This window comes from Hoylesella buccalis ATCC 35310 (genome assembly GCF_025151385.1).
Taxonomy (GTDB): domain Bacteria; phylum Bacteroidota; class Bacteroidia; order Bacteroidales; family Bacteroidaceae; genus Prevotella; species Prevotella buccalis.
The window spans coordinates 226,125-251,116 of record NZ_CP102287.1; the positions used below are offsets into that span (position 1 = coordinate 226,125).

Annotated in this window: 32 protein-coding genes; 18 read left to right on the forward strand and 14 right to left on the reverse strand. The window is 37.3% G+C overall.

The window, feature by feature from the left end:
• Positions 1-12: 12 nt before the first annotated feature.
• Positions 13-1,452, reverse strand: a complete 1,440-nt coding sequence (locus NQ518_RS00960) for a DNA primase family protein (RefSeq protein ID WP_227961190.1) — start codon at positions 1,450-1,452, stop codon at positions 13-15.
• 1,563 nt (positions 1,453-3,015) lie between these two features.
• On the opposite strand from NQ518_RS00960, the gene NQ518_RS00965 reads away from it, so the two are divergent.
• The 15 genes from NQ518_RS00965 (at position 3,016) to NQ518_RS01035 (ending at position 14,396) form a co-directional block, all read left to right on the forward strand.
• Positions 3,016-3,837, forward strand: a complete 822-nt coding sequence (locus NQ518_RS00965; protein ID WP_227961188.1) for a hypothetical protein — start codon at positions 3,016-3,018, stop codon at positions 3,835-3,837.
• A 92-nt stretch (positions 3,838-3,929) separates the two neighbouring features.
• Entirely contained in the window at positions 3,930-4,415 is a 486-nt protein-coding gene (locus NQ518_RS00970; RefSeq protein ID WP_227961186.1) for a hypothetical protein, read from the forward strand.
• 97 nt (positions 4,416-4,512) lie between these two features.
• Positions 4,513-4,863, forward strand: coding sequence for a hypothetical protein (locus tag NQ518_RS00975; protein ID WP_227961184.1), 351 nt, complete (start codon positions 4,513-4,515; stop codon positions 4,861-4,863).
• A 729-nt stretch (positions 4,864-5,592) separates the two neighbouring features.
• Positions 5,593-6,765, forward strand: a complete 1,173-nt coding sequence (locus NQ518_RS00980) for an IS4 family transposase (RefSeq protein ID WP_227208630.1) — start codon at positions 5,593-5,595, stop codon at positions 6,763-6,765.
• Positions 6,766-6,913: 148 nt separating this feature from the next.
• Positions 6,914-7,849, forward strand: coding sequence for an antirestriction protein ArdA (locus NQ518_RS00985; protein WP_227961182.1), 936 nt, complete (start codon positions 6,914-6,916; stop codon positions 7,847-7,849).
• 78 nt (positions 7,850-7,927) lie between these two features.
• Complete coding sequence (locus NQ518_RS00990) at positions 7,928-8,416, forward strand: hypothetical protein (protein WP_227961180.1); 489 nt, start codon at positions 7,928-7,930, stop codon at positions 8,414-8,416.
• Positions 8,417-8,483: 67 nt separating this feature from the next.
• Entirely contained in the window at positions 8,484-8,795 is a 312-nt protein-coding gene (locus NQ518_RS00995; protein WP_227961178.1) for a hypothetical protein, read from the forward strand.
• 66 nt (positions 8,796-8,861) lie between these two features.
• The gene (locus NQ518_RS01000; RefSeq protein WP_036882170.1) at positions 8,862-9,191 is read left to right on the forward strand and encodes a hypothetical protein; all 330 of its coding nucleotides are present in this window, start codon (positions 8,862-8,864) and stop codon (positions 9,189-9,191) included.
• An 81-nt stretch (positions 9,192-9,272) separates the two neighbouring features.
• On the forward strand, positions 9,273-9,620 hold the full coding sequence (locus NQ518_RS01005; protein ID WP_227961176.1) for a hypothetical protein: 348 nt from the start codon (positions 9,273-9,275) through the stop codon (positions 9,618-9,620).
• 72 nt (positions 9,621-9,692) lie between these two features.
• A complete protein-coding gene (locus NQ518_RS01010; RefSeq protein ID WP_227961174.1) occupies positions 9,693-10,535 on the forward strand; it encodes a hypothetical protein in 843 nt (280 codons plus the stop codon).
• A 71-nt stretch (positions 10,536-10,606) separates the two neighbouring features.
• Positions 10,607-11,167: a hypothetical protein gene (locus NQ518_RS01015; RefSeq protein WP_227961173.1), complete on the forward strand. Its 561-nt coding sequence runs from the start codon at positions 10,607-10,609 to the stop codon at positions 11,165-11,167.
• Between the two features lie 115 nt (positions 11,168-11,282).
• Positions 11,283-11,567 carry a hypothetical protein gene (locus NQ518_RS01020; protein ID WP_227961171.1) on the forward strand — a complete coding sequence of 95 codons (285 nt, stop codon included), beginning with the start codon at positions 11,283-11,285 and terminating at the stop codon, positions 11,565-11,567.
• A gap of 59 nt (positions 11,568-11,626) precedes the next feature.
• Positions 11,627-12,487, forward strand: a complete 861-nt coding sequence (locus tag NQ518_RS01025; protein WP_227961169.1) for a hypothetical protein — start codon at positions 11,627-11,629, stop codon at positions 12,485-12,487.
• Positions 12,488-13,392: 905 nt separating this feature from the next.
• Positions 13,393-14,007 carry a hypothetical protein gene (locus NQ518_RS01030; protein ID WP_227961167.1) on the forward strand — a complete coding sequence of 205 codons (615 nt, stop codon included), beginning with the start codon at positions 13,393-13,395 and terminating at the stop codon, positions 14,005-14,007.
• A 56-nt stretch (positions 14,008-14,063) separates the two neighbouring features.
• On the forward strand, positions 14,064-14,396 hold the full coding sequence (locus tag NQ518_RS01035; protein ID WP_227961165.1) for a hypothetical protein: 333 nt from the start codon (positions 14,064-14,066) through the stop codon (positions 14,394-14,396).
• A gap of 156 nt (positions 14,397-14,552) precedes the next feature.
• On the opposite strand, the gene NQ518_RS01040 is transcribed toward NQ518_RS01035, so the two are convergent.
• Positions 14,553-15,008 (reverse strand): hypothetical protein, encoded by a 456-nt coding sequence (locus NQ518_RS01040; RefSeq protein WP_227961163.1) that lies wholly within the window; start codon positions 15,006-15,008, stop codon positions 14,553-14,555.
• Entirely contained in the window at positions 15,005-15,505 is a 501-nt protein-coding gene (locus NQ518_RS01045) for a Panacea domain-containing protein (RefSeq protein ID WP_227961162.1), read from the reverse strand. Before NQ518_RS01045 ends, NQ518_RS01040 begins: the two co-directional genes overlap by 4 nt.
• Before the next feature lie 381 nt (positions 15,506-15,886).
• Here NQ518_RS01045 and NQ518_RS01050 point away from each other — a divergent pair, with 381 nt between their 5' ends.
• The 3 genes from NQ518_RS01050 (at position 15,887) to NQ518_RS01060 (ending at position 17,957) form a co-directional block, all read left to right on the forward strand.
• Complete coding sequence (locus NQ518_RS01050; protein ID WP_227961160.1) at positions 15,887-16,657, forward strand: phage regulatory protein/antirepressor Ant; 771 nt, start codon at positions 15,887-15,889, stop codon at positions 16,655-16,657.
• A gap of 51 nt (positions 16,658-16,708) precedes the next feature.
• On the forward strand, positions 16,709-16,927 hold the full coding sequence (locus NQ518_RS01055) for a hypothetical protein (protein WP_227961158.1): 219 nt from the start codon (positions 16,709-16,711) through the stop codon (positions 16,925-16,927).
• An 88-nt stretch (positions 16,928-17,015) separates the two neighbouring features.
• The gene (locus tag NQ518_RS01060; protein ID WP_227961156.1) at positions 17,016-17,957 is read left to right on the forward strand and encodes a tyrosine-type recombinase/integrase; all 942 of its coding nucleotides are present in this window, start codon (positions 17,016-17,018) and stop codon (positions 17,955-17,957) included.
• Between the two features lie 61 nt (positions 17,958-18,018).
• On the opposite strand, the gene NQ518_RS01065 is transcribed toward NQ518_RS01060, so the two are convergent.
• The 11 genes from NQ518_RS01065 to NQ518_RS01115 all read right to left on the reverse strand — a co-directional run bounded on the left by NQ518_RS01065 (position 18,019) and on the right by NQ518_RS01115 (position 24,910).
• Positions 18,019-18,948, reverse strand: a complete 930-nt coding sequence (locus NQ518_RS01065) for a hypothetical protein (RefSeq protein WP_227961154.1) — start codon at positions 18,946-18,948, stop codon at positions 18,019-18,021.
• A 79-nt stretch (positions 18,949-19,027) separates the two neighbouring features.
• Complete coding sequence (locus NQ518_RS01070) at positions 19,028-19,246, reverse strand: hypothetical protein (protein WP_227961152.1); 219 nt, start codon at positions 19,244-19,246, stop codon at positions 19,028-19,030.
• Entirely contained in the window at positions 19,224-19,733 is a 510-nt protein-coding gene (locus tag NQ518_RS01075) for a DUF1599 domain-containing protein (protein WP_227961150.1), read from the reverse strand. The genes NQ518_RS01070 and NQ518_RS01075 overlap by 23 nt, the downstream gene beginning before the upstream one ends.
• Positions 19,734-19,738: 5 nt before the next feature.
• Entirely contained in the window at positions 19,739-20,020 is a 282-nt protein-coding gene (locus NQ518_RS01080) for a hypothetical protein (protein WP_227961148.1), read from the reverse strand.
• Positions 20,020-20,250 (reverse strand): hypothetical protein, encoded by a 231-nt coding sequence (locus NQ518_RS01085; protein ID WP_227961146.1) that lies wholly within the window; start codon positions 20,248-20,250, stop codon positions 20,020-20,022. The genes NQ518_RS01080 and NQ518_RS01085 overlap by 1 nt, the downstream gene beginning before the upstream one ends.
• A gap of 12 nt (positions 20,251-20,262) precedes the next feature.
• Complete coding sequence (locus NQ518_RS01090; RefSeq protein WP_227961144.1) at positions 20,263-21,039, reverse strand: DNA-methyltransferase; 777 nt, start codon at positions 21,037-21,039, stop codon at positions 20,263-20,265.
• Positions 21,040-21,041: 2 nt separating this feature from the next.
• Positions 21,042-21,167 (reverse strand): hypothetical protein, encoded by a 126-nt coding sequence (locus NQ518_RS01095; RefSeq protein WP_260107748.1) that lies wholly within the window; start codon positions 21,165-21,167, stop codon positions 21,042-21,044.
• Positions 21,168-21,169: 2 nt separating this feature from the next.
• Positions 21,170-21,895: a DNA adenine methylase gene (locus NQ518_RS01100; protein ID WP_227961142.1), complete on the reverse strand. Its 726-nt coding sequence runs from the start codon at positions 21,893-21,895 to the stop codon at positions 21,170-21,172.
• Complete coding sequence (locus tag NQ518_RS01105; RefSeq protein WP_309565620.1) at positions 21,896-22,480, reverse strand: DNA cytosine methyltransferase; 585 nt, start codon at positions 22,478-22,480, stop codon at positions 21,896-21,898.
• Between the two features lie 569 nt (positions 22,481-23,049).
• On the reverse strand, positions 23,050-23,688 hold the full coding sequence (locus NQ518_RS01110; RefSeq protein ID WP_227961141.1) for a DNA cytosine methyltransferase: 639 nt from the start codon (positions 23,686-23,688) through the stop codon (positions 23,050-23,052).
• Positions 23,689-23,737: 49 nt separating this feature from the next.
• Positions 23,738-24,910: an IS4 family transposase gene (locus NQ518_RS01115; RefSeq protein WP_227208630.1), complete on the reverse strand. Its 1,173-nt coding sequence runs from the start codon at positions 24,908-24,910 to the stop codon at positions 23,738-23,740.
• Positions 24,911-24,992: the final 82 nt, after the last annotated feature.

Sequence of the window (24,992 nt, forward strand, 5' to 3'; positions counted from 1 at the left end):
AACTATATAAATCTAAATATTAAATGCGTAACTTATCTCGTTGTCGGAATACAGCTCATAAATGTTGTAACTGCTGTGCTTGCGCTTCGCAAAGCCTAACCGTGTCATCTCCCTGCCAAACATGTTCAGCGTTTCAACATCGTACATCTTACGCTCACAGAACGTAACATAGTCGTTGTACAACGATTGAGCAGGCACAGCTTTTGGCATTTCACTCCATTGCCCACTGTACCTGTTGGGTCTGTAACCTCTCACACGCAAAAATATCTGTATCGTCTGACCATTCTCCAACAGATACTCCTCGGTCTCCTCAAGACTTTCTTTCGTGGGGATAAACTTGAAACCGTCATCCATGAGGGTCTTGTAACCTTGAATGAGCCAATTTCTAATACCACTGGCTTCCGCACACAACACATGCGCCAAATCTGGACGCATGTCACGCTTGGAAACGGTAGTCCTGAAGTGGATGAGCAGCAATCTGCGCATGAACGCTTCACCCATGCTCCTGTTGCTCGGCTTCTTGTTCATATTGAAGATTAAATATGGAATATCGGATGTCATCTCCACATTCTTACCGATAAGGCGAACGGCTTGACGCTCACCAGAGCATAAGGACTTGAAATTACCCTCAAACCTTGAAATGTCAGAGGAGTCTACCTCTGTACAGTAGTTGAATATCTTACCCACAAGAGCTGCCATGAACCTGGCACGCTCGTCACCACCACGTATCAAGTCATGAAGTGGAACAGAGGAAATATTGTCCAAACCGAACACATACCCGATAACCTCAAATATCACACTCTTGCCATTGGCACCATTACCTACCAACCATAACGTTTCTTCTACCTTATGGGTGGACGCATCACGGGGGGCAACACCAAGCGATAAATATTTTTGAAGCAGGGAAACCTGCGCAGGTGTCAATACGGAACTCAAAAACGACAACCATTGCGGACAAGTAGCCGTCGGGTCGTATGAGTAAGGTAGGATAGACAACACGTCCATGCGGTCAGTAAACGGATGATACACAGGATTGCAAATATCCGAAAAATCGTAGACACCATTACTGAAACCAACAATATAACGGGACGGACGTAATATAGATAAAGACGCACCCTGCTTCGCTGCACGCAAAATATTGGAACGAGCCTTTACCAAGTCCGACTTCTGTGGACGAAAACGCAACAAGGCAGCACTCAAAGATAATTCCAATAAATCATCCGTCAGTAAAGACCAATACTTACCAGAAAAATAATAAACACTACCACGATAACTCTTGAAAACCTTGGCACAAGCATCACGGACACAACTCTCATAACCAAAAACCCTGTCACCAAAACGAGGGTCCATGATGACTTCCTGTATCTCCTTCTTGGAAAACGATGAATACAAAGACGAAGAGAGTAACGACACTACGTCCATACTCTTCTCATAATCAACGCTATTTCCCAAATTCCTTGCCAAATCTTCTCAAAATCTATCGTTTCTTACTATACAGATATATAAATCTATATTTACCTATCACTAAAATAGATGAAATTCAAGAAATATATCCACTAACAATGCAAAGATAACCCCTATACATGGGACTTTCAAGTACATTAGCTAAAATCTTGAAAATTCAAGAATAATAGCAGAATATACCACCAAAAATCATCCATAAACGCAAAATCAGTACAAAAAACAATGAATTTAACATGAATTTAACACTTTAAAAACAGCTACACAAAACAACACTCAACACTACTAAACAAAGCTATTACAGCAACAAAACACCAACTTCTCATACAAACTGCAAAAATGCCATATTTCACGACAAAACATCACAACACAACACAATAAAACCATCATAAACACAAAAACACCCTTACACACACATACACATACCCATACCCATACACACGCACGAACAACTCTTCCCACAACCCCTTATCCTACAACGATTACTAACTCCATACAGAAGCATATCCTATCTTCCACACATCACTCACTTTCTCTCTCTCACTCACTCACTCACTTTCACACACTCACATAAACTCCACCATTCTCGTGCGCCAACCTGACAAACTACCCACACAGCCCCATTCAATACAACCTCAACAAAAAAAAATAAAAACTGAAAATAAAAAAATAAAAAAAAACAGACGAAAAGTGAAATAACAAAAATATGCCCCATGCACCCCCCCCCCCCGCCCCGGTCAATAAATAAACCCCGTAACTCGTTGATATTTTGCACATTATGGTAATAATCTCCAAATTTGTAATAATTACAAACCCACCCCTCCCCCGCAAATTAAGAGTCGCCTCCCTCCTGTGTGCTTTTTCTTTTGTTTTTATCCGGTTGTCTGGTTATCCGGTTGTCTGGTTGCCTGGTTTACCATGTAAATATATTTTACTTATATGTTCAGGTTAACAACCATGCAACCGCCTGAGCATCAGGCAAATAGCCTTTATATTTTAACGCTTTTTAACGCTAAATATTTGTACTTTTATTGTATGTTTTGTATCTTTGTAATACGGATAAAGCGTTATCCACCTTGCCCCCTTTGGGGGTAATAGGCTCGTTTTGATTTATTGAAAATAGATAAAAAAAGCACCTCCTAAAGTGCTGGAACACTTCAGGAGGCTGTAAATTGCAAATATCTATTATATAAAAAATATAAATAGATACAAGCCTTCAACGGCTGCAAATATACACCGCTTTTTTTATCCACGCAAATTTTTGATATAAAAAAAGTTTGTAAAATCAATAATGCAAATATTTGACTTGCTTACATACCGCAGCGGCGAAAGGAAACCGCTGAGTTATAACCTTTCCAAGTTATAACTAAATATATTTGAAAGATATTATTTTTTATCCTCCATATAACGAGGATAAAAAGTACTTCACACACTTAGATTATTTATTTATAATTTTTCAGTGTGTAAAAACAAAAAACCGCCTGGCAAGATTGAAAAATATTTTACCAGGCACAAAAAACAAACATTTTTATAAATCATTTAAATTTTTGAGTTATGGAAACGACAAACAAAAAGAATGCGCAAAGCGTATCAAACGAAACAAAACAAGCGATCAATGTAGAAAACCAGGTAACAAATGAAGGTATAAATGTAACGGATGCCACGACAACGAAAGGGTGTAAAACAAACTGCAGCCAGTCCGAGCCGGTCGAAAGTCCAAAAAAACGGTTACTTGCTTTAATTGAGAAAAAAACCGGGCTTAATTTTGAGGCCTCCAACGAGTGCAAAGAATTTTATAATACCTTTGCAGCTCTCAAGGAGGCAAACGAAGGCGCGTTTGATGCTGCGCTTTCATCAATAAAAAAACAATGGGAGGACGCAAATAAAAATAAACTTGAAATGGTTGAAAACGTTGCCCCCGTGGAATTTTTTGAAGGGTTGCAAACTGACAACGAAATAAAAACCCTTCTGGATGATGTTTTTTGCAATTCATTCGATTATAAAAACATTATCGAAGGCGATCAGGTTATTTGTTATTGTTCAGAGCCGAACAAGAAGGACGAGGACAAAGACAAAGACGAGGACAAAGACAATAAAAAAACAAGTCTTAATAGTGAAAATATAAAGCGCCTGGATTTATTCGGCAAGGAACACACGCAAACGGTTTATTATAAAAAACTTGATTGCACCCGCCCCAATTATTTACGCGCGATTCGTGGTTATTCTTATTTTTTAGAAGGAGAAAAAAGGCTTAAAAACCAGCTGAACAAAGCAAACGCCGCCTTTAGTGATTTACGGAACATTTTACAAACATTGAAGGATAACGGCGCCGCCGTTGAGGATGTAACAAGGATAACGAACGAAATTTTTAACTAACAAAAAAAGCGGCCCAAACAGCCGCTTTTTTTATGCTCTGTAAATTGAAAAATATTTACAAAGTAACAACAAATAATAATATAAAAAATAACATGGAACAACAAATAATAATACCCACGACAATTTATAACAGGTGGGAAGAGGAGGCAATCGCCCAAAAAATTAGCCTGCATTCCTTTGGAGCTTTCATAAAAATGAAGGAACGCCAATACCTAGATGCGCAAAATAAAACAAGTGAAAATAACACACCTATTTTTGCGACTCCTGCAAAAAACAAGCTAACAAAATACGGTAATAATTTTGCCCTCAGTGTGCTGCTTTCAATACCAACGCTTGAAAGGAAGGCAAAATTTGCAAGATTCGATTTTGAGGACTTTTATAATAAATACCAATCAATAAAAGAAGGAAAATCAACAAATAAAGATTTTTTCTACTTTTTAGATTTGTGGTACAAAAAATTAAAAGACGATATGAAAGAATATCGGATCAGCAAGGAAACATTTTTAAGATACGGTTTCAATTACAAAGAAGCTACAAATTTTTACTTTGCATGTAAGCAAGAATTTGAAACAATGTAACACGAAACATAAAAAACGAGTAACCTCCTAATAAATTTTGCGATTTGTTAGGAGGCTTTTTTATACCAAATTATTAACAAATAAAAATTTTACAATTATGAAAAAGCAATTAAAATTTAAGTTTGATTTAGATTGCAAGGTGGCAATTTATGTACCGTCAACGGTTAATGTGAACCAAACGGCAAGCAATGAGAAACAAGTAATGGAAATTATAAAGCGGCTGTCTGTTTTGTTTGGAGGAGCAACCGCCTCCGACGCTGTAGGCGGTTGGGTTGCAAACGACGGGCAAACCGTTATCGAAAAAATCAAAATAGTATATAGCTATTGCACCTCCGAACAACTGAAGAACAATATAGATACGATTTTGGAAATTTGCGAAAATCTTAAAAATGAGATGTCCCAGGAAGCGATTACTTTAGAGATTAACGGACAAGTGAAATTTATCTAACAATCGCTTGAATTATTCTACCGCTATGGGCTTGTGTTTATTTGGTGACAGTTTTATGCTTGGTTACCAGAAAGTTAAAAAAGCTATTAACCTAAAAAATTAGGGGAAAATTCACTTGCAAGGTATTGAAACACTTTGTAAGTACGATATTTAATTTAAATTTTAAGAATTATGGAGTACGTTAAAACAAAAGACCTTCAAAAAAGATTGGAAGGCAAAAAGTGTTCCTCTATTTCCCACACTGGTTCAGTACGAGGAATGAAAAAATTATACGGGTGGGATAAAGCACAAGAAATTTTCAGAAGTGGCAACTATATTTATGCCATTTGGGGGTAAACATTTTCTACATGCCTGTAAAGTACGATAAACTTTGCAGGCAGCCATAAACATTAAATAAATTGAGTTATGGAAAGAATTAAAATTTTTGCGGTGGGTTGTTTATTGCTCCTACCGTTTTTTGTATGCCTTATTTCAGATAGTTTGGCATTGATAGTTTTAGGTACGATGTATCTAATAATTATTTTGAGAATTGTCCCAAAACGATTTTGGAAACGATTTTTAGTAATTAACGTGCGACTTTCCAGAATATTGGAGAACACTACTGTCCACGAAAATCTTTTAATAATCTCTTGAAACGCCTATAAATACAAGCTTGTAGGAGATAAAATAGACTCCCTACTTTTGAAAAGAGTATCTTTGCCACAAATTACAATTTGAAAGCAGATACTTATGAACAAAGGTCGATACGTATTTTCACAGCTGTGCGACTTTCTGCCGACAGACCATTTCAAATGGTTGATAAAAAAGTATGAAGGTAATAAATATGTGAAGAGTTTCACTTGTTGGAATCATCTGATGGTTCTTCTATTTGGTCAGTTGTCTAATCGTGAGGGATTACGAGACCTTATTGTAACCATCACTCCGTTCAAGTCAGCGTTCCACCATCTTGGTTTTGGAAAGAATGTCAGTAGAAGCAATTTGAGCAAGGCCAATGAAATACGCGAAGTCAAGATATTCCAAGAGTTTGCAGACAAGATGGTTTCCATAGCAAGAGAGAAACGAGGAGTCGTCAAGGACTTCTTCATATCGAACAATGTCTATGCGTTTGACTCCTCAACAATATCATTGTGCCTTTCTGTATACTGGTGGACTAAACTGCATCATGGGAAAGGAGGAGTGAAATTGCATGAACTGTATGACGTGAAGACAGACATTCCGACATTTTCTGTCATTACAGACGCTTCAGTTCACGATTCTCAAGTGATGGAGCTAATTCCCTATGAGAAAGAGAGTTTCTATATATTTGACAGAGCGTATATGGCAACTAGGAAACTTTATATAATAGAAGGAGCAGAAGCTTACTTTGTCGTGAGAGAGAAGCATAAAATGCCGTTTGAGGTCATAGAGGATAAAGAATACAACAACCCTTCATCTGGAATTATGGCTGACCAAATTATACGTTTCAAGGGATACAAGACTAAGAAGCAATATCCAAATAAACTTCGACGAGTGGTATTCTATGACTATGATGGTAATAGGACATTTGTATTTTACACGAACAATTTTGAAATTACAGCGGAACAGGTTGCTATGCTTTACAAATACAGATGGAGAGTAGAACTGTTCTTCAAATGGCTGAAGCAACATCTGCGCATCAAAGAGTTTTATGGAACCTCGGAGAATGCTGTAAAAATACAAATCTATGCAGCTATCATTGCATATTGTCTTGTCGTTATCGTACAAGAATGTATGGGGCTAAAGCTTCAAACCTATGATGTTCTAAGAATTTTAAGCACGGCATTGTTGACAAAAATGCCATTGTGTGACTTGCTCATTGAACAGAAAGAGGAAGAATTTACTGAAGGAAAAAACCTGCAGCTCTGCCTCAATTTTGATGGGTAACTATCAATTTGTTACTTTTTGAAATGTTAAAGGGTTTTCGTGGACAGTAGTGATTGGAGAACAATTAAGAACAAAGTACGAAGCCCCAGCCAAAGTAAAATTTAGCTGGGGTTCTATTTTTAGTATTAACAATTAAAAATTTCAAATTATGAAAAATTTAATGCAAGCAAGTGTTTATGTAGGCACTTATGGAAAGTACAACAGCGGCTCAATCGCTGGCAAGTGGTTACAACTTTCAAAGTACGAAAGTAAAAACGAGTTTTTACAAGCATGCAAAAGGTTGCACAAAGACGAAAGCGACCCTGAGTTCATGTTTCAAGATTATGAGAACATTCCAGAATCAATGATTGACGAAAGTTTTGTCAGTGATGAAATTTGGACGGTTTTTGAAATTCTGAAAAAGTACGATACCAACCGACAGGAAGCATTTGCTGAATGGTGCGAGGCAAACGGGTACGAACAAGATTTGCAGGCAATCAAAGAATTTAGTACGATTAAGTTTAAGAAAAATTCTTTGCCACACGAATTTTTGTTGAAAGAAGAATTTGCCAAAATTTGGGAAAACGACAAAGGAATGCAAGACTACTGTTTGAAAAATACAAGCAATTGCGTACTTACGTCATTCGGAGGTTTGGTAACTTTCGACAAACCGAAAATAGAAACAAGATTCTGTTTCGGTTATTCAGATTTTGGGCAAGGACAAAGTTTTGACGAAGCAAACAAGCAGGAAGCAAATTTTGGCGAGAAACAATTTTTAAGAAATAATCTTGCCGATATGAAACGGACATTGGAACTTTTTGAGAATGAAACAAGCGAGGACGGATTTGAAGCACCATACGACCTGTATTTCTACAATAACAGCAGCCGTGGAAATATCTATGAATTTGCTTTCCTGACCGAGTACGATGTCGAGAGGAACACGGGTTGGTTTAAAAATTTAATAAAAGCAACCGAAGAGGATTTCCAAAAGTGCTATGCGGCACAAAAACAAGAGTACGAAAAATTTGAGAAACGTCTCAAGTCGTACTTAAAAAGATATGGAACCAAGAAATTGCATACGTGGACATACTGGGCTGACGAGTAACGCAACTTTCGTGGCTATCATCTTAACAAATGATAGCCGCACAATTATTCACCTTTAAAACAAATTATTATGAGTTGCATGACAATTTCAAAAGAAGCTCTCATCGGAGTACGAGAGACTTTGAACGATTCGTTGAATTGGAAAGAAACAACGAAAGAGCAAATGACAAGCCTTCCGTTTGTTTTTTCAAAAAACAGAAAGAACGCAGAAAAGTTTGAAGAGGAAACGCAAAAGTTTATAACAGACGCCTTTATTTTCAATCAATTTGAATTAACGAAAGGCGATAAGGAAGTAAACGAGAATTTAGGTTGGTGCGAAAAATACATTCAAGATTTGAAAGAACAAGATGGCAAGCGCATGACAATTGTTCAATTCCTTAAAACCCTGCAAATGATAGATTATAATACGGATGCAAGGGGATGGATAGAAGATGAAGAGTACGAAACGTGGACAATGCGCAAAGACTATGAAAATTTCAAGATGAAAATAAACGAGCTTATATCCAATGTTGCTCAGTTCATAGTTCGTCGTCTCCCCGAGTACGATAACGCCAAGTGGGATTTCTAACAACAAACTTGCAAGACCCTAACCAATCTTGCAAGTACGAATGTTTAATTTTAAAAAAAATAGAAATATGGAATTAAGAGAAATCAAAAAAGAAGTCAGGAAAATATGCAAAAACCTGAACCTTCCAAAAACAGACATTCTTGAAAATTATAAGTACGATAACTGCTATTATGTTTACAAAAGTCAGATAAGCGTAAGCATAGGTGGCATTTCGTTTGTTTTTGGAAAAAATGATGTTTGGAAAGGAGTTTTTGGAATTATTGCGAACAATCATTCCGAATGTCACTTTTATGATGCAAATGAAGTATTGATGACCTTCAAAGATTATCTGGAAAAGAAAATTTCTTCAGGTGAAATAAGCAAGAAATATCTTTCTTGAAATCTTCAAACTTCCAAGAGTTTAATCACTGTTGGAAGTACGATTATTAACTAAATTTTTACGATTATGAAAACAAATGAAATTAAGTTGAATCCTTACAAGACAACATGGGCAATTATTACTCCTGACAAAGGAAAGTTTGTTACAAAGCATGACATAAAAGCATTTGGTGACATTGCGCTATTCAATCGAAACAAATATCACTGTATGTTTTTTGGCTCAAAACACTCAGCTATTGATTTTTTCAAGAATTTTAGAAAGAAGATTGACAAGAAATATCAAGTACGATTCATTACAGACAAACAGGCAGGAATGGCAAAAGCAGGTGTAAATAGAGAATTACCTAATTTTCCGTTTACAAAGAAACAATTAGAAGAAGTATTATTTATTGGATAAAGACTTGCAACACAAAAACATCCTTCCCACGTACGACAACTTGGGAGGGAACAATTATTCACTTTTAAAAAATAAATTATTATGGCAAAAAGTATTTATGGTTATGTGGACGTGTTCAGCCCTGAACATATCTACATGGCACCAACCGCGAGGGCAGCTTTCAAGTTTTTAATTGAAAATGAAAATTATGACACTTGCAAGGCGGGAAGATATTTCTATTCTATCGAAAGAATGACAAAGACGGAGTTGATAAAAGAATATTCGGATAGAATGAATGAGCTTAAAAGCTATCATACAACAAGCAAAATGGCTAAATTTACTTTTGCTTTTAATGCAAACAGGTACGAAGAAAAGATTGGTATATTAAAAGAAAGCCCTCACAATGATTTCGTTTACTTTGAAGGTAAGGTGCTTTTTAAAGCAAATTAGAGAAAGAATCCCTGTTAAGTACAATAACTTAATAGGGAACCACACAATTATTAACAACTAAAATTTACAATTATGAAAGTACAAAGAAACTACGAGTGCGAAGAGAAAGCACTTGTCTCAATCTTTATTGAGTTTGACAGCAAAGCAGAAATCAACAAAGTAAAAAGATTGGCGAAAGTAGCGAAACAAATAGGTGCTGAACATGGAAGTTTGGAAGATGTTTTGCTATGGTACGACCCAGCCACAAACAACCTTGTTTTTCTTGCGTCTAACGGCACATCTATTGCCGTAGAGGGTAATTGTTCGCCGTGGCAAATAAAAAGCGATACAAGCCACGGAAACGAGGAATTTTATACTCTTCTAAGCAAAAACGACATTAAATCATTATGCAATTTTGCGAATGAGTGTAACAATAACGTAACGGTTGATTTTTACGAAAGAAACGAGTTTGGCTTTAGTAAGGCAACCTTCTTTAATCATACCGAATACAAGAAAGTTGAGACCGCAAACACATCATACCCAAAAATGTGGAAAAAGGTTTTAGACGAGCCAACGTGCAAGATTAAAATCAAGGAGGACGAAATAATAACGTTCAGGAATTTTATCAAAAACATCGAAATAAAAGAAGAGTACGACACGTTATACATGAGTATGCAAAAAGGCTTTTCAATTATGAAATGCGTTTACAGAAATCCAGATAAAGAAGTAATGGGTGCGTGCGATATTCACATGGACTCTATTGCAGACGAAGACATAAGGGTTGCTGCAACGCCAAGCAATCTTTTGAATATCGGTTTCTGCGGCTTCACCGCACTTGATGATGGGTATAAAAAATATGGAGTTTGCTCTACAAAATTTACAAATGCAATGATTACGGGAAAACTACACGAGGAGTGGATGTTTCATAACGTATAGAGTACAGCTTGCGGCAACATGAAAATTGTCGCAAGTACGAACTAATTAACTAACATTAAAATAAACGTAATATGAGTTATTATATTCCACCAACAAAGAAAATAAAAACATTTTCAGATTTTGAAGAACGATGTTTTAAGCTGTACGACATGTACGAACCGTGGTTTTTCCTGAAAGGTTTTCAATGCTTCACTAATTTTGAAGGAAATCAGATTGACAAAAAATGCTGGTATTGCGTCGTGAAGCTGAACGAAGACACGCATACCGTATTGACATTCCAACCAGGAGAGAATATCGAACATCCGTTTGTGGTTTTTTCCGATTGGGCAAAATGCGATATGGGCGCAGGCTCTCGTGGTTTTTTCACAGAATGCGAAGAGTACGATGACCTCGCTTGCGCTTTTTACGACATGGTGCAAGGCTACAGCAGGTATCACATCCGATACTCGAAAGACTTGGTAATGATTGGAGAGAAAGGAAAACATAAAGAAGCCGTATTCGGAGATTGGGGGCTTCTCGAAGCGGTCAAAATCATTCATACAGATGAAAAGTATAAAGGAAAGACCATGGATATATTCAAAGAAGGCTTCACAGGAGACGAATTGTTATATAGGGCTACAATTCCTAACTAATAATATTTTGAGCCAACAGAACGAAAATAAACTGGCAAATAAACGATTTTACACCAATGTCTTTGAAATTGTAAAGAGAATATGTACTTTTGGAGAAACTAAAATACAAGAAGATATGCGCTTCCCTACAAAGTATATAGCTACTTACAGCATCAACGGAGGAGAGGAAATCCGCCTCGAAAGTCCTAACTTGCATTTGCTCGATAAACAAGTACGACACATTATCAAAGGAAATGTGGATGAGAAAGGATTTGCAGAGTTTGAAATAAGAAGAATATTTTCAGACCAAGAACGACATGCAAGAAATATCCCAGACAGAATACACGGAGAAATAGATCGCCACGTGCTGTACAAAAATGGAAAATGGAAGTATGATAAGTTTTTCAGAAACTATTACTAAAGGTATGTAGCGTATAAATAATACCTGCATACCGCTTTTTAAGTTAAATATATCACTATATGCTAAACAATTTTAATTTATTGAACGGAGATGAGCCGTTGTGCCTTTTCCTGAACGAGGGTATAGCGGCTTCCAAGCAAATGTTCGCATACTCACGACCGAAATCATTCGCTGACACGCAAGACAGCCAGAGAAACGAAATGTTTGTAAACGCACTGTTGTTCCACGAATACGCAAGTACGATAGTGTCTTTCCTGAAAAACGCTCTCTATTTTTCAAGTGAGTACGATGTAGTGAAAGATGGTGCTTATCGTTCTTTCGCTGAGAAACAAAGACTTGATGCCATACAGCGAGGGCGCATCCTGCCAACCGACCTTGACGAGGGAGGCAATATCATTACGGAAAACATCCCCGACAGGGTTCTTGAGCCGTATGTGATAAGGCACTATCTCTGCCCGTCCAACACAAGCCAGATAGTCCTTGACACAGACCCTTTTGACATACGGAAATATTGCAATCTCCTAATCTCGTTCACCGAAAAGAATTTAGCGAGAAAGAGTGAAGAGAAATATGGCATCAAGCATATTGAAAAAGACAGGAACGGAAATACGATAAAACTTTCAGATGACGAGGTTTCTATGCAGAATGCCATAAAAGCTGCCGACTTGCATCTTTTCAGAGGCAAAATAATCGCTGTCGCCATTCAGGTGAACAGCCTGATTTCAAAAATCAACAACTTGCCACCGTTCAAAGACAACAAGGACGAGATTCTTGACATTGAGGAATTGGCACACAACATCCTCAACATGGACGAATCGCTTGGATTTGACCTTACTGCCGACGCAATGAATAAGTTTGTAGACAACTATCTTGACAAACCAAGTGAAAAAGGAAACAAAATAAGCGAAACCGAAGAATAAAAAAAATACTAAATGTGGGAAGCGTCCCACTGTTTTCATAATTAAATAATTAAAAGATTTATAATCAGGACTGCTCCGAAGTGATTCGTGGCAGTCTTTTCTTTACACTCTTACTTTCCAGCACAAAGTACAAAACAACAAACACAGTACGATGAATTATGATGAAAATAGATAATCTAACGAGTTTCTATCTTTTTCGTTGGATTTTAGTCACTTCTCTTGTGACGTGTTAGAATGCGTCCTATATTTGCAACAGAAAAGAAACAGGGAAGAGAAAACAACGCGACGCACATGTTGACACAATACGATTTTCATAACTAATATACAAGCCCTCGCCCGTTTCTCTTCACCTTAAGGCGGGGGCCTTTTAACAGCCCCCATCCACCCCCCCCCAAAAAAAAAGGGGAAACGACATAAAGGTTCAATCCGTGCAGTCCTTTTGGTCTTATCAGCCATATACAAAACTGCTCAGTCTGATGGAATATACCTGCAATAAGAAAGTGGGAGCAATCATTCAAGCCTATGAACTCCCGACCTCACGACCCTCATAAGTTGCTCATTGTACGGTGAAACAAAATTCTTGGGACAAGAACTTCCACACAGGCAAAAAACGACATTTTGGAAACCTCTGTACTATCATATATAGATATATACTAAGTACATGTTGATAATAAAAAAAATCCATCTGTCGTTGTTCCGCTCATTATTATATGAATGAGGGACATAGAGGCTTCATGCACTTATCATAAACTACAACCTCGTTTTATTTTATATTTGTTTGTCACCTTCCACAGCTATTAACTTATTTTACATATTGAAAAGCTGTTTACAACTGCATTTTTCAATATATTTGCAGTACGAAGATTTATCTTAAATTATATATTAACTTTCAAAAAACAATTTTTATGAAAAAACTTTCAATAATCTTTTGGATGTCACTATTATCTATTTGCTTAATATTTAATTCTTGTGGGAATGCAAAATCTGACAAAAAAGAAAACAAACAAGAACATAAGATAATAAAGGGTGAAATAAATGCGAATTTATTCGGCGTTTCTTTTAATAGTAATAGAAAAACAGCTGAAAATGTTTTAAGGAAAAGCAATGTGTCATACAACGTTATTGATAAAGGACTTTATCAATTTGAGCAGCGGTTTAATTATTGGGATTTAGAATTTGACCTTGGACAAATTTGGTTTGAATATGATGATTCTGATAATTCTTCTGTTACAGGAATAATGATGCAGAAAAATTTTTCAAATAAATATTATTCTAACCCATTACAAAAAGCGAAAGAATTTTATAAAATGGTACTTTTTTCTGTTAGAAAACATTACGGTCAATACGAAACAGAGCCAACTGAAAAAATAAAAGACCAATATAAAGGTGATATAAAATACGCATATTTCACGAACAAAGAAATAGGAATAGACTTAGCCATAGAAAAGAGACTTACTGAACATGGAAGAGATGGCTTCCAAGTTATTTTAGTTTTCTACAATGAAGAGCATATATGTTAACATGTTCTTAATCTAATTAATACAAACGAGTTCAAAAAAAATAATCATTATTTAATATGAACACTAAGGCATATCTTATTGCTTTCATTGTAAGTGCAATACTTGCAATATTTAGCTTTTCTGCTTTCAAGTTCGCTTCCGAAGGTTTGCATTCAGAACGAATTAGTTTGTCTGTTGAGTATGATGCGGATGTTTATTTACATCAAGCTACAGAATATGACGCTATAAAATATATATTGGATATGAATGAGTTAAACCATAAGGAATCCTTGTACAATACTTGCAAATGGTCTGTTTCTGGGATATTTACTTTAATTTCGATTGGATCTTTGGGTATCTATATATATAAGCGTAAAAAAAAGAAAATAACGGAGGATAGTAATAATTAGCTGTCAATTCAATAACATACATTTTGGCTTTTATTTTTACTAACCTATCATAGCAGTAACAAATACAGCCGCCCACACAACAAACGTATGGGCGGTTATTTTGTTTTGCAAAAGTATAACTTGTATTGAATGAGTATTGTAGTAAAGAAATAAACCTTACTCTATTCCAAACATTTTCAGCTGCTTATTGCTCACCATTGGGCTTTCTTTGACGGTATTGTATATACTCTCTAAAAAACTGCTGTCGGTAATTTCTCCGCAATAAGTTGAGCGTGTGAATTTATCCTTGTTAGCAATGATTAACTTTGAGCAATTCACAAATGAATCATGTTTCAAAAAAGGGTAACGTTCAGCTGATATTTGTAAATAGTAATCAGTAACAGTGGGTGGCAGATTTTTGTTGATGTTTGAGTTAATAACCAAACCGCCAACAACCACTCTATCTTCGTTAAGACCGAGAACTACAAAGAATTTATCACGAAAGGTATCTCCGTTCTTTGGAGTTATACCATTCGTTTTGTCAAGACGAAGCATATATACGCTTCCAACATCAATGTTGTCTTGCGTGAGCTTATCGGATAAACTTCCGATTAAATCTCCTATACTCGTCATGCCAAAGCCGATTCAATCATCAAGTTTTCCTTGATGTATTCTATCATGTCATCAGAGGCTCTACCATCTTTCGCAATGCCTACAATGCTCATCTTTTTGTCGCTACTTTGTGAGAAAGCCCTTTCCCACTCCTTGCCATGCGACTTGGCTTTCAACTCAGAATAGGGAAGATATGCGTTTTCTTTGATTGAATTATCCAGAGCCTCTATATCTGCCTTTGACAAATAGTCCTCATCGGTCTTGCGGCTTGCGGCAAGCATATAATAAGCATCGTCCTCTCCCTTTTTTGTACTGCTTGACAATAGGTTATGCAGCTCACTATCACAATTGGTATCTCGCTTGATACTATCATAAAGAACCGTAGGGACTGGGCCGTCAGGCAGAGCGTAGAAATCGTCCGCAACCATAGGGAAACCATACTTCACCAAATGCTCCATATTGGCAAAGTATATCACCTTGAACAAATGGTAATAGTCTAAGCCTTTTGTCTTGTTCAAAATGTACAAAACGATCTCCGATAGTTTTTGTTTGTCAAAATGCGTCATAGTCAAACTTCATTGCTGCAGCACAAAGGTAACACAAAATATATGGTAATGCAATATGCTAATATATATATTAACACAAAATAACACGATAATCGCAAAAAAGCAAGCTAACAATTTGGAGAATACGAAGTATTATTCGTATCTTTGCAGCGTCAAAATCATAAAGCGGTACAGAGCCGCCGAGTAATATCGGCTTTTTTTGTACCCATACTTATCGAATTAAAGGTATAGATATACCGTGCCGAGTGTGGTGTCAGAAATGCCCACAAAAGTTTAGCTTTATGAACTTTGACAACTCGTAGCACGGTTTTTTTATTGTCAAAATCATAAAGAATGACAGATTTAGTAATTCAAAGTTCACAAGGACGAGACGTAACGACAAGTTTAATCGTTTCGCGAGTATTCGGAAAAGAACACAGTAAAGTTTGTAGAGACATTGAAAATCTCTCATGTTCTGAAAGTTTTAGGGTCGCCAATTTTGGCGAGGCTACTTTTGAGAACAAAAAGACAGGTCAAAATCACAAAATGTACCAAATGACCAAAGACGGCTTTTCTTTTTTAGTTATGGGTTATAATGGTGATAAGGCTGGTAAATTCAAGGAGATGTTTATCAATGAGTTCAATAAGCGTGAAATGCTGTTGAAAAGCGATGATTACATTTTAGCACGTTCTCAAGAAATTCTACACAACCGTTTACAATTAGCAGAAAAGCAGCTTTCGCAAGCAAACGAGAAAATTTCCATGCAGGACAACAAAATCAAGCTGCTGCAGCCAAAAGCCGACTTCGCTGACGCAGCATTCAAAGCAGACGGATGCGTGGATATTGGGCAAGCCGCCAAAATCCTTAAGCTGCCGTTCGGGCGTAACACGCTCTTTAAGAAGTTGCGAGAGCAAGGGGTGTTTTTCGTAAGCAAGAACGAGCCAAAACAACGATTTGTGCAGGCTGGATATTTCTACCTTACCGAGTTACCACCAATCAAGCGGTCAGACGGCAGCGACTTTATTGTCATGAAAACCATCTGCACGCAAAAAGGACTTGCGTACATCAACTTCCTATTTGGAAACAAGCAGAACGACAATGCAAAACTCGCAAAAATCAAATAAAACCAAATAAATAAAAACAATAATCAATTTAATATTGTAGTAAATATAATTATGGAACAATTACAAAGACTCGCAGAGGCAGATTTCGTAAGAGTTAGTTTAAGCAAGGAAGCCGCATTGGCCATCCAGTCGCTTGAAAATATTGAAGAGTATTTGGTAAACCTCAAAGGCAACAACATCACAGAGGTACACAAAACACTTATTGACCCTTTGCGTGTCATTATCCAAAATAACATAGGAGAGGAAGTCTACTTCACGATAGCCGAATAGATAACGGCATTCTTCAACATTTAGTCATGCGAATATAACTCATCCGTATGACTACCATAAGTTTAACATAAAAAATAAATACATTATTATGGATTTACAACAATTACAACATTATCTTGGTTTGGAGAATGACGACAAGCGTTTCGGTTTTCTTATCGCACAGCCATTCATGGCAAACATCATGCAGGTGCCATTTGATGATTGGAAAGATACATTTATCGGTGCTTTCTTACACAAATACACCGACCGACCACAAATCATTCGCATGATGTGCGATGCTCTCGGTGTGCAATACATTTCATGGAAACATCTCACAAGGGTTAATCTTACTACAATCACGCAGTATATCTTGGATAGGGTGGCTCCCAACTCTGCATGCACTTACCTCTCTTTGATAAAGTCTTTGCTGAACGACTACTCGGAGGAGAATCTCATTCCATGCAGAAGTCTTACGGGTGTTCTCACAGGTAAGCATGCTCCGTCACAACATATCGCACTTACGGAAGACGAAATGAAGGCTCTTGACGCTTACGTCCCTCACTCGATAACAGAGCGACACACCAAAAACTTGTTTATGCGTTGTCTTTATACGGGGTGCAGGTGTTCTGACGCAAAAGAATTGACTTTGGAGAATGTTTCTAACGACATTCTGTCGTATGTTTCCAAAAAGACAAAGACGGAGGTCAACCAACCTGTACATCATAGGTTGCTGAAGTATCTTGCCGAAGATTGTGGCAATCATGGAGCATCCGCCCTTCGTGTTACTATTCAGCGCATTTGCAAGAAATTGGGTATAAACCAAGACACGCAACTTTATGTCGCAGGAGAGTTGAAGCGGGGTCCAAAGTACATGTTCATTTCTATGCACTCGGCTCGCCGCTCTTTCTGCACCATTCTTGCGCAAAAAGATGTCCCTGTCGAAACAATACGAACGCTCGCTGGTCATAGCACAACCAACATGACGGATCGGTATATCTGTATTGACGGCAAGAAGCCTGGTACCAACGCCATGAGCTTCTTCCACGGATAAAAAAAGTTTCCACTCTCATAACATACAAAGCGCAAGGGGTATGTTATGAGAGTTTCTTTTCTTACTCTTTCTCAAATTTTATCTTCGGCAGTTTTTCTTTTAACGCCCTATTTATCTGATAGCCAGATTCACCTTTGGCATAGAGCCTGTTATATGCTGTTAGGTAGCGTCCTATTTCTTTTTTTCTGTATTGGCTCAGCGTCTTATAGGCAAGCATACAATAATACAAATCTGTCTCTTTCTCAAAGCCTAATATTTCGCTCATTTCTCGTATGCTATAAATTTTATTCCAATTGGGCATCCATAACCGCAAGAAGTTTCTTAGCTCCAAGCTGTTCGGACACGCCAACTCTACATCTATGCCTTTTATCTCCCACAAACCTTCTCCAAAAGAACCTTGTTCGCAAAGCCCCATGAGCGTCAGATTGACGCGATACTCTGGGTTCACTATCTGTAAATTTTCAAACAAGTCCAACAAAGCATAATATGGTGTATATCCTCTTTCCTGAATGTTTACCATAAATGTGTCGTATAGGGTCTTGTTGGTGGTGTGTTCTATCTCCCACAGCACGCTGAGTAGATGCGATAGCTTGTAGTATGGCAATGAACCACCATAGGCAATGTTACGCAATTGATTACTGCCGTTAGATAGTCTTACGAAAGCCCTGTTCTCATATAGGTTTTTATAGGGATTGTCGCCTAACAGCTTTCTCATGCCATACACTTGCTCCATCACTCTGTCGTTGTTTGGCAAAAGCAAACCGCCAGCCAATATGGCTATCTGTTTGTCTTCGTATGACTTATAGTAACTGCTTAACATCAACGGGCTTACATCAAATATTCCCCTTTCTTTGTATGCTTTTGTTAATGCCGACAACCATTCCCTATGCACAACAGAAAACTCTCTGTAAAACAAGGCGATGTTTTTCTTCTTTAATTCCTGATAAACGATTTTTCTTCGCAGTTTTTCTTCCTCATTCTTTATCTCCATTTTCTAAGATGATATAGCCGTCGTTAATTTTCGTAATTCTTAAATTCTCGTATCTCATAATTTTATTCGTTTTTTTTCCTTAATCTTTTAGTCTTCTATCAATCCATTTATACATGTCAAGCACCATAAAACTTTTACCAGCAATAGCAGCAATGTCAAGATGTTTTTTCATATCTTTAAGTGCCTGCTCATAACCTTTAATGTATGCTCTCTTTTTCTCAAGCATAGAAGCATCCGTGTTTTCATCCTTTGCATAAGGAAAAGCCTTGTCAGCATTATTCTTTATTGTCTTTCCCATTTTCTTTGTTTTTAATATCAATAACCGCCAATAGGCAATAGTTTGCCATATCCATAAGCGTATCTATGCACGATTCGTCTTTCACCTCCAATTCACCATTCTTACAGAACGACTTAATCCTGTTTAGTTTATCGTTCAATCTGATAGCGTATGATGTCAATCCAAACTCTTTGAAAGTCTGCGTTGTGCTGTCTCCATAGTCTGCGTTTTTCTTTTTGAAAGTTTCAAGCATTTGTTTCGTTAGTTTCGCAAACTCTATTTCTTTACACGAAACAAGTTTGTCTTCGTTTTCTTTGTGAAAAGACTCTATACAAGAAACATTTAAATACAAGAACATCTCTTTGTTTTTAAATAAACACTTGTAAACATTATCTTCGATAGCATCTATCCGCATAGGCATATCAGAATCGCTTACTTCGTCGAAAATAGATTTCCCTTTTTCGGTCAACACGACCAAGTCGCCAATCTTAAAATTTTCTTCACTCATAATATTTACTTTTCATATTTTGGCATGTATGCTTCCACGCTCGCCAACTTCCCCTTCTTGTCTTTCTTGTGATTTCTGAATCTAAAACCGTTTCCTCCTGCCATAAATTCGTCTGCTGCATGACTATCCGATATGCAAAGTTTAATAACCGCTTTATTGTAGATTGCGCCTTCTTTTTTATGGCAGTCGAAATAACCATCGTCCAAGCACCTGTTAAGCACTTGCTTTATGGCTAACAGCCGAATAGAGTATGGAAAAATATGTTCTGGTTTTCGAGTATTCATCATTACAACTCCTCTAATTTTTCTTCTATTCTTGCTTTCATGCTGTTTAGCACGTCTTTCACGTCAGAAATTCCTAATTTGTCAAGGAACACATACCTTCCTTTCCCGTTTTTTTCCTTTACTGATACAGTTACGCTAAAATCAGTGTCACTTCCCATCAATTCTAAAACATTCTCTACGCATGATTTCATTTTCAATAAATACCATGCTTTGTTTGCGTTTTCTACGTTCATATCTTTAAAATATTAAAATAATTTCGGTTCTCTCAATTCGTTCTTTATTCTCTCATCTGCCACCTCAAAGAAGTGGTTGTCCATTTCCATTCCGATAAACTTTCTGTTTTCCTTTATGGCAGCTATACAAGTTGAGCCGCTACCAGCAAAGTTGTCTAACACCAAATCTCCCTCGTTGGAATAGGTGCGAATAAGGTATCTAAGCAATTCTATGGGCTTTGCCGTAGGGTGTAGCCAATCTTCTTTACCGTGTCCCTTTGCAAAAGTTATAATGCTGCCTGGATATTTCTCGTCTGTAATAATATCCTCTGCCTTTCCATACTTCCCGTAGTTTCTATTTGTTTCTTTGTGCGTTCCGTTCCCTCTGCTGTGGTTACGTTGACGTGGCTCACACTTCACCATTTGAGGATTATATGTAGGCAGTTTTTTATAGAACACAAGTATTTGCTCGTGCTGTCTCATTGGCATCTTTTTAGCATTAAGAAAGCCTGTCTTCCTAATTTTATTCCAAATAAGGTCGTATTTGTATAGCCTTTGATTACTCAAAATGAGCTTGCCTGCAAACTTTCCTTGGCCGAACAGCAATATAACCCCATTGTCCTTTATAATGCGCTCATACTGCTTCCACAACTCTTGCAAGTCTATCTCCTTATCCCACTTTGCGTCCTTGTTGTTTTTGTTCAGACAAGCGTAGGGTGGATCGGATAGTATCATATCAATAGACTTGTCGGGAATGTCCTGCATAAGACGAAAGCAATCTCCGTGATATAGTTTGTTCTCTTCTATCATTCTTATCTCTCGTTCTTCACCCACGCTTCAACATGCCTTAAATACCCTGCTTTGAACGCTTCTTCAAGTGTCGCTTTCGGGTGTTTCTTTATCCACTCAGCAGTGAGTTTATCAAGCTTGTTTTCCATAGTTAAAGCGTGAATAGTTTTTCAATAGGTTTTTTCGTTATCGTTTGGTTCATTGAGTTCGTTATCTGCTTCTGCCAAACGCATTTGAAGTCATCGGGCATTTGATATTCTGAAACAAAAACACGATAACCCTCTGCATGTTTCTCTCTGCACCAATCGTAAAATCTTTCATAATCAAAGTTTCTTGATGTCGTATATTGCTTTACGTCCTTATACGGAATGTCGCAATAGATAGTCGTCTTACTCACAGGGCGGGGTAGCATTATCTCTTCATAGCTACCGCAACGAAAGTCCACATCCGATAAAAGCGGTATTTGCGACAGCGTGTTCCTTATTTGCTCGCTGATGTAATCTCTTCCGTTTACATCATGTCCCGAATAGCCTCCTGAAAAATAGCGACCATTGTAACTACCCATGAATCCAATCCAACCAATCTCGCCTTTTGTAAATAGCGAGAAGTCTTCTTTTCGATATGCTTCTCTCGCCTTTGAGTACAAATCCCTACTGATTGTTTCTGTAAATATCTCACCTTGCTGCAAGCATTTCCACATGGCAATAAGGTACTCGTTCCTGTCATTGGCTATCCGATTGAAAGTGTTTGGTACTTTGTCCAACAGATTACAACCACCGCAAAAGGCATCCACAAAATAATCTCCCTTTTTCATTCCGTCAAGAATGATAGTCAAAATGTCTTTCGCTATCCTGCGCTTGCTTCCTAAATATTTCATCTAAAATAATTTTAATTGCACAGGCTCTTGTTTCCTTTTCTCTTCTTCTGGAACACCTATGAACAAGTTCCTAAACATGTACTCCATACAACTCACAACTATGCTGTTGCCAGCTAATTTGTAAAGTTGTGAATTGGATATAAGCTGCAATCCTTTCTCATTCTTGGCATTTAGCAGTTTGTCTGTTTTTTCTTCATCCACATCCATAAGGCGGAAACACTCTCTTGGAGTCAATTTCCTTATCCTAAATCGTTTGCCAACATATTCTTTCGGTAGCTTTAACTTCACTGCTACCTCTTCTGTTATCAACTTGCCTTTGTTTCTCTTTTGTTCTATCATAATATTGTCTTTTGTCAAAGTGGTGATACAATTAGAGACCCCATCTTTGCGAGGTCTCCATATACGCATGTCTTGCCTTTTGATACCTAATTCGTGCCTCTCATATTCTTTCCTGACAGATTTCCCAAATTCTGTCCGCTCAGATCTCATTATTTGCGGAAACTCCATAAGCAGATAGTCTTTTTGAACTGTTGTGATGGTATTTGAATTGCCACTATTGTTAATCTCAATTCTCTGTCTATACATTCAACGAGACCTATTTCGCTCACTTGAATTATCGGGGTCCCTCCCGCGACTTGCGCATGATAAAAACATCATCACTCTATCACCACTATTTTCGGCTGCAGATTTCCGCCTTGCATCGCATTAAGGGTAGGACTTACCCCATCAACGCTGTAAACCCTGCCTCTCTGTTTGTCTGGACGTTTGACAGACGGTGGACAAATATTGAATAGCTGAATTATTTTTGCCTTAGTCATAAACTATCATAATTTTAGGTTCAACACCAGCGTGGCAACCACAAGAAATGGTTGGAGATACACCGTTCAATGAATATACATATCCGTTTTGTGAACTATGCCAGACTTTGAACAGCTTGATTATCCTGTTGTTTTTAGTCATACACTTCCAATATAAAGTAATCTGCACTTCCTCCACTTCCCGTGTACGTAGTGACTGTATTCGCTATATCTTTAATGTGTCTCGAAGATACTTTCCCTCTATAATCTCTCGTATATCCAAGCCCGTGAATTTTAGTCATATACTTATATTAAAAATCGCAAAGAAACGGAATTGATATATTATATCATTTTACTTTATCTCTTACACATTAATTTGTAAAATGTGTCAAAGTCAATCTCTCTTTTCATTAGCAAATCATATAATGATGGCTTTTTAAAATCCCACTCCATTTTAAATTCACCACCACCATCTTCTATTTTAGGTAAGTTTCCTATTGCATCCTTTACAGTTACTGGCTCTGGCAAGTACATATCATTGTATTCAAATAAAGGCTCTGGTTGTTCAATTTTTATATTTTCATCCAATGAACCAATGATAAACACTCGCTTGCGTTTTTGAGGAACACCATACCACATTGAATTGAGTTTTAATGGTTTACCAATATAATATCCCTCATCTCTAAATGAATGAACTATATCTTTAATCACCTCGCCATTTTCCATTGTTAAGATTCCCATTACATTCTCCATGACAAAGAATTTCGGTTTCAAAACTCTAACGATAGAAACAAATTCTCTAAAAAGTTGATTACGCTTATCTATTGGATTACGCAACCCTGCATAAGAAAAACCTTGACAAGGAGGGCCTCCAAGGATAACATCAACCTGATTTTCTCCGCATGCTGTGAAAATCTTTTGCTTGGTGTCATCTTTTATAATATCACCAAGGATAAACTTTCCCTCACTTGCATGTTTTGAATGATTGAATTTCACTACTGTCCACGAAAACCCTTTAACATTTCAAAAAGTAACAAATTGATAGTTACCCATCAAAATTGAGGCAGAGCTGCAGGTTTTTTCCTTCAGTAAATTCTTCCTCTTTCTGTTCAATGAGCAAGTCACACAATGGCATTTTTGTCAACAATGCCGTGCTTAAAATTCTTAGAACATCATAGGTTTGAAGCTTTAGCCCCATACATTCTTGTACGATAACGACAAGACAATATGCAATGATAGCTGCATAGATTTGTATTTTTACAGCATTCTCCGAGGTTCCATAAAACTCTTTGATGCGCAGATGTTGCTTCAGCCATTTGAAGAACAGTTCTACTCTCCATCTGTATTTGTAAAGCATAGCAACCTGTTCCGCTGTAATTTCAAAATTGTTCGTGTAAAATACAAATGTCCTATTACCATCATAGTCATAGAATACCACTCGTCGAAGTTTATTTGGATATTGCTTCTTAGTCTTGTATCCCTTGAAACGTATAATTTGGTCAGCCATAATTCCAGATGAAGGGTTGTTGTATTCTTTATCCTCTATGACCTCAAACGGCATTTTATGCTTCTCTCTCACGACAAAGTAAGCTTCTGCTCCTTCTATTATATAAAGTTTCCTAGTTGCCATATACGCTCTGTCAAATATATAGAAACTCTCTTTCTCATAGGGAATTAGCTCCATCACTTGAGAATCGTGAACTGAAGCGTCTGTAATGACAGAAAATGTCGGAATGTCTGTCTTCACGTCATACAGTTCATGCAATTTCACTCCTCCTTTCCCATGATGCAGTTTAGTCCACCAGTATACAGAAAGGCACAATGATATTGTTGAGGAGTCAAACGCATAGACATTGTTCGATATGAAGAAGTCCTTGACGACTCCTCGTTTCTCTCTTGCTATGGAAACCATCTTGTCTGCAAACTCTTGGAATATCTTGACTTCGCGTATTTCATTGGCCTTGCTCAAATTGCTTCTACTGACATTCTTTCCAAAACCAAGATGGTGGAACGCTGACTTGAACGGAGTGATGGTTACAATAAGGTCTCGTAATCCCTCACGATTAGACAACTGACCAAATAGAAGAACCATCAGATGATTCCAACAAGTGAAACTCTTCACATATTTATTACCTTCATACTTTTTTATCAACCATTTGAAATGGTCTGTCGGCAGAAAGTCGCACAGCTGTGAAAATACGTATCGACCTTTGTTCATAAGTATCTGCTTTCAAATTGTAATTTGTGGCAAAGATACTCTTTTCAAAAGTAGGGAGTCTATTTTATCTCCTACAAGCTTG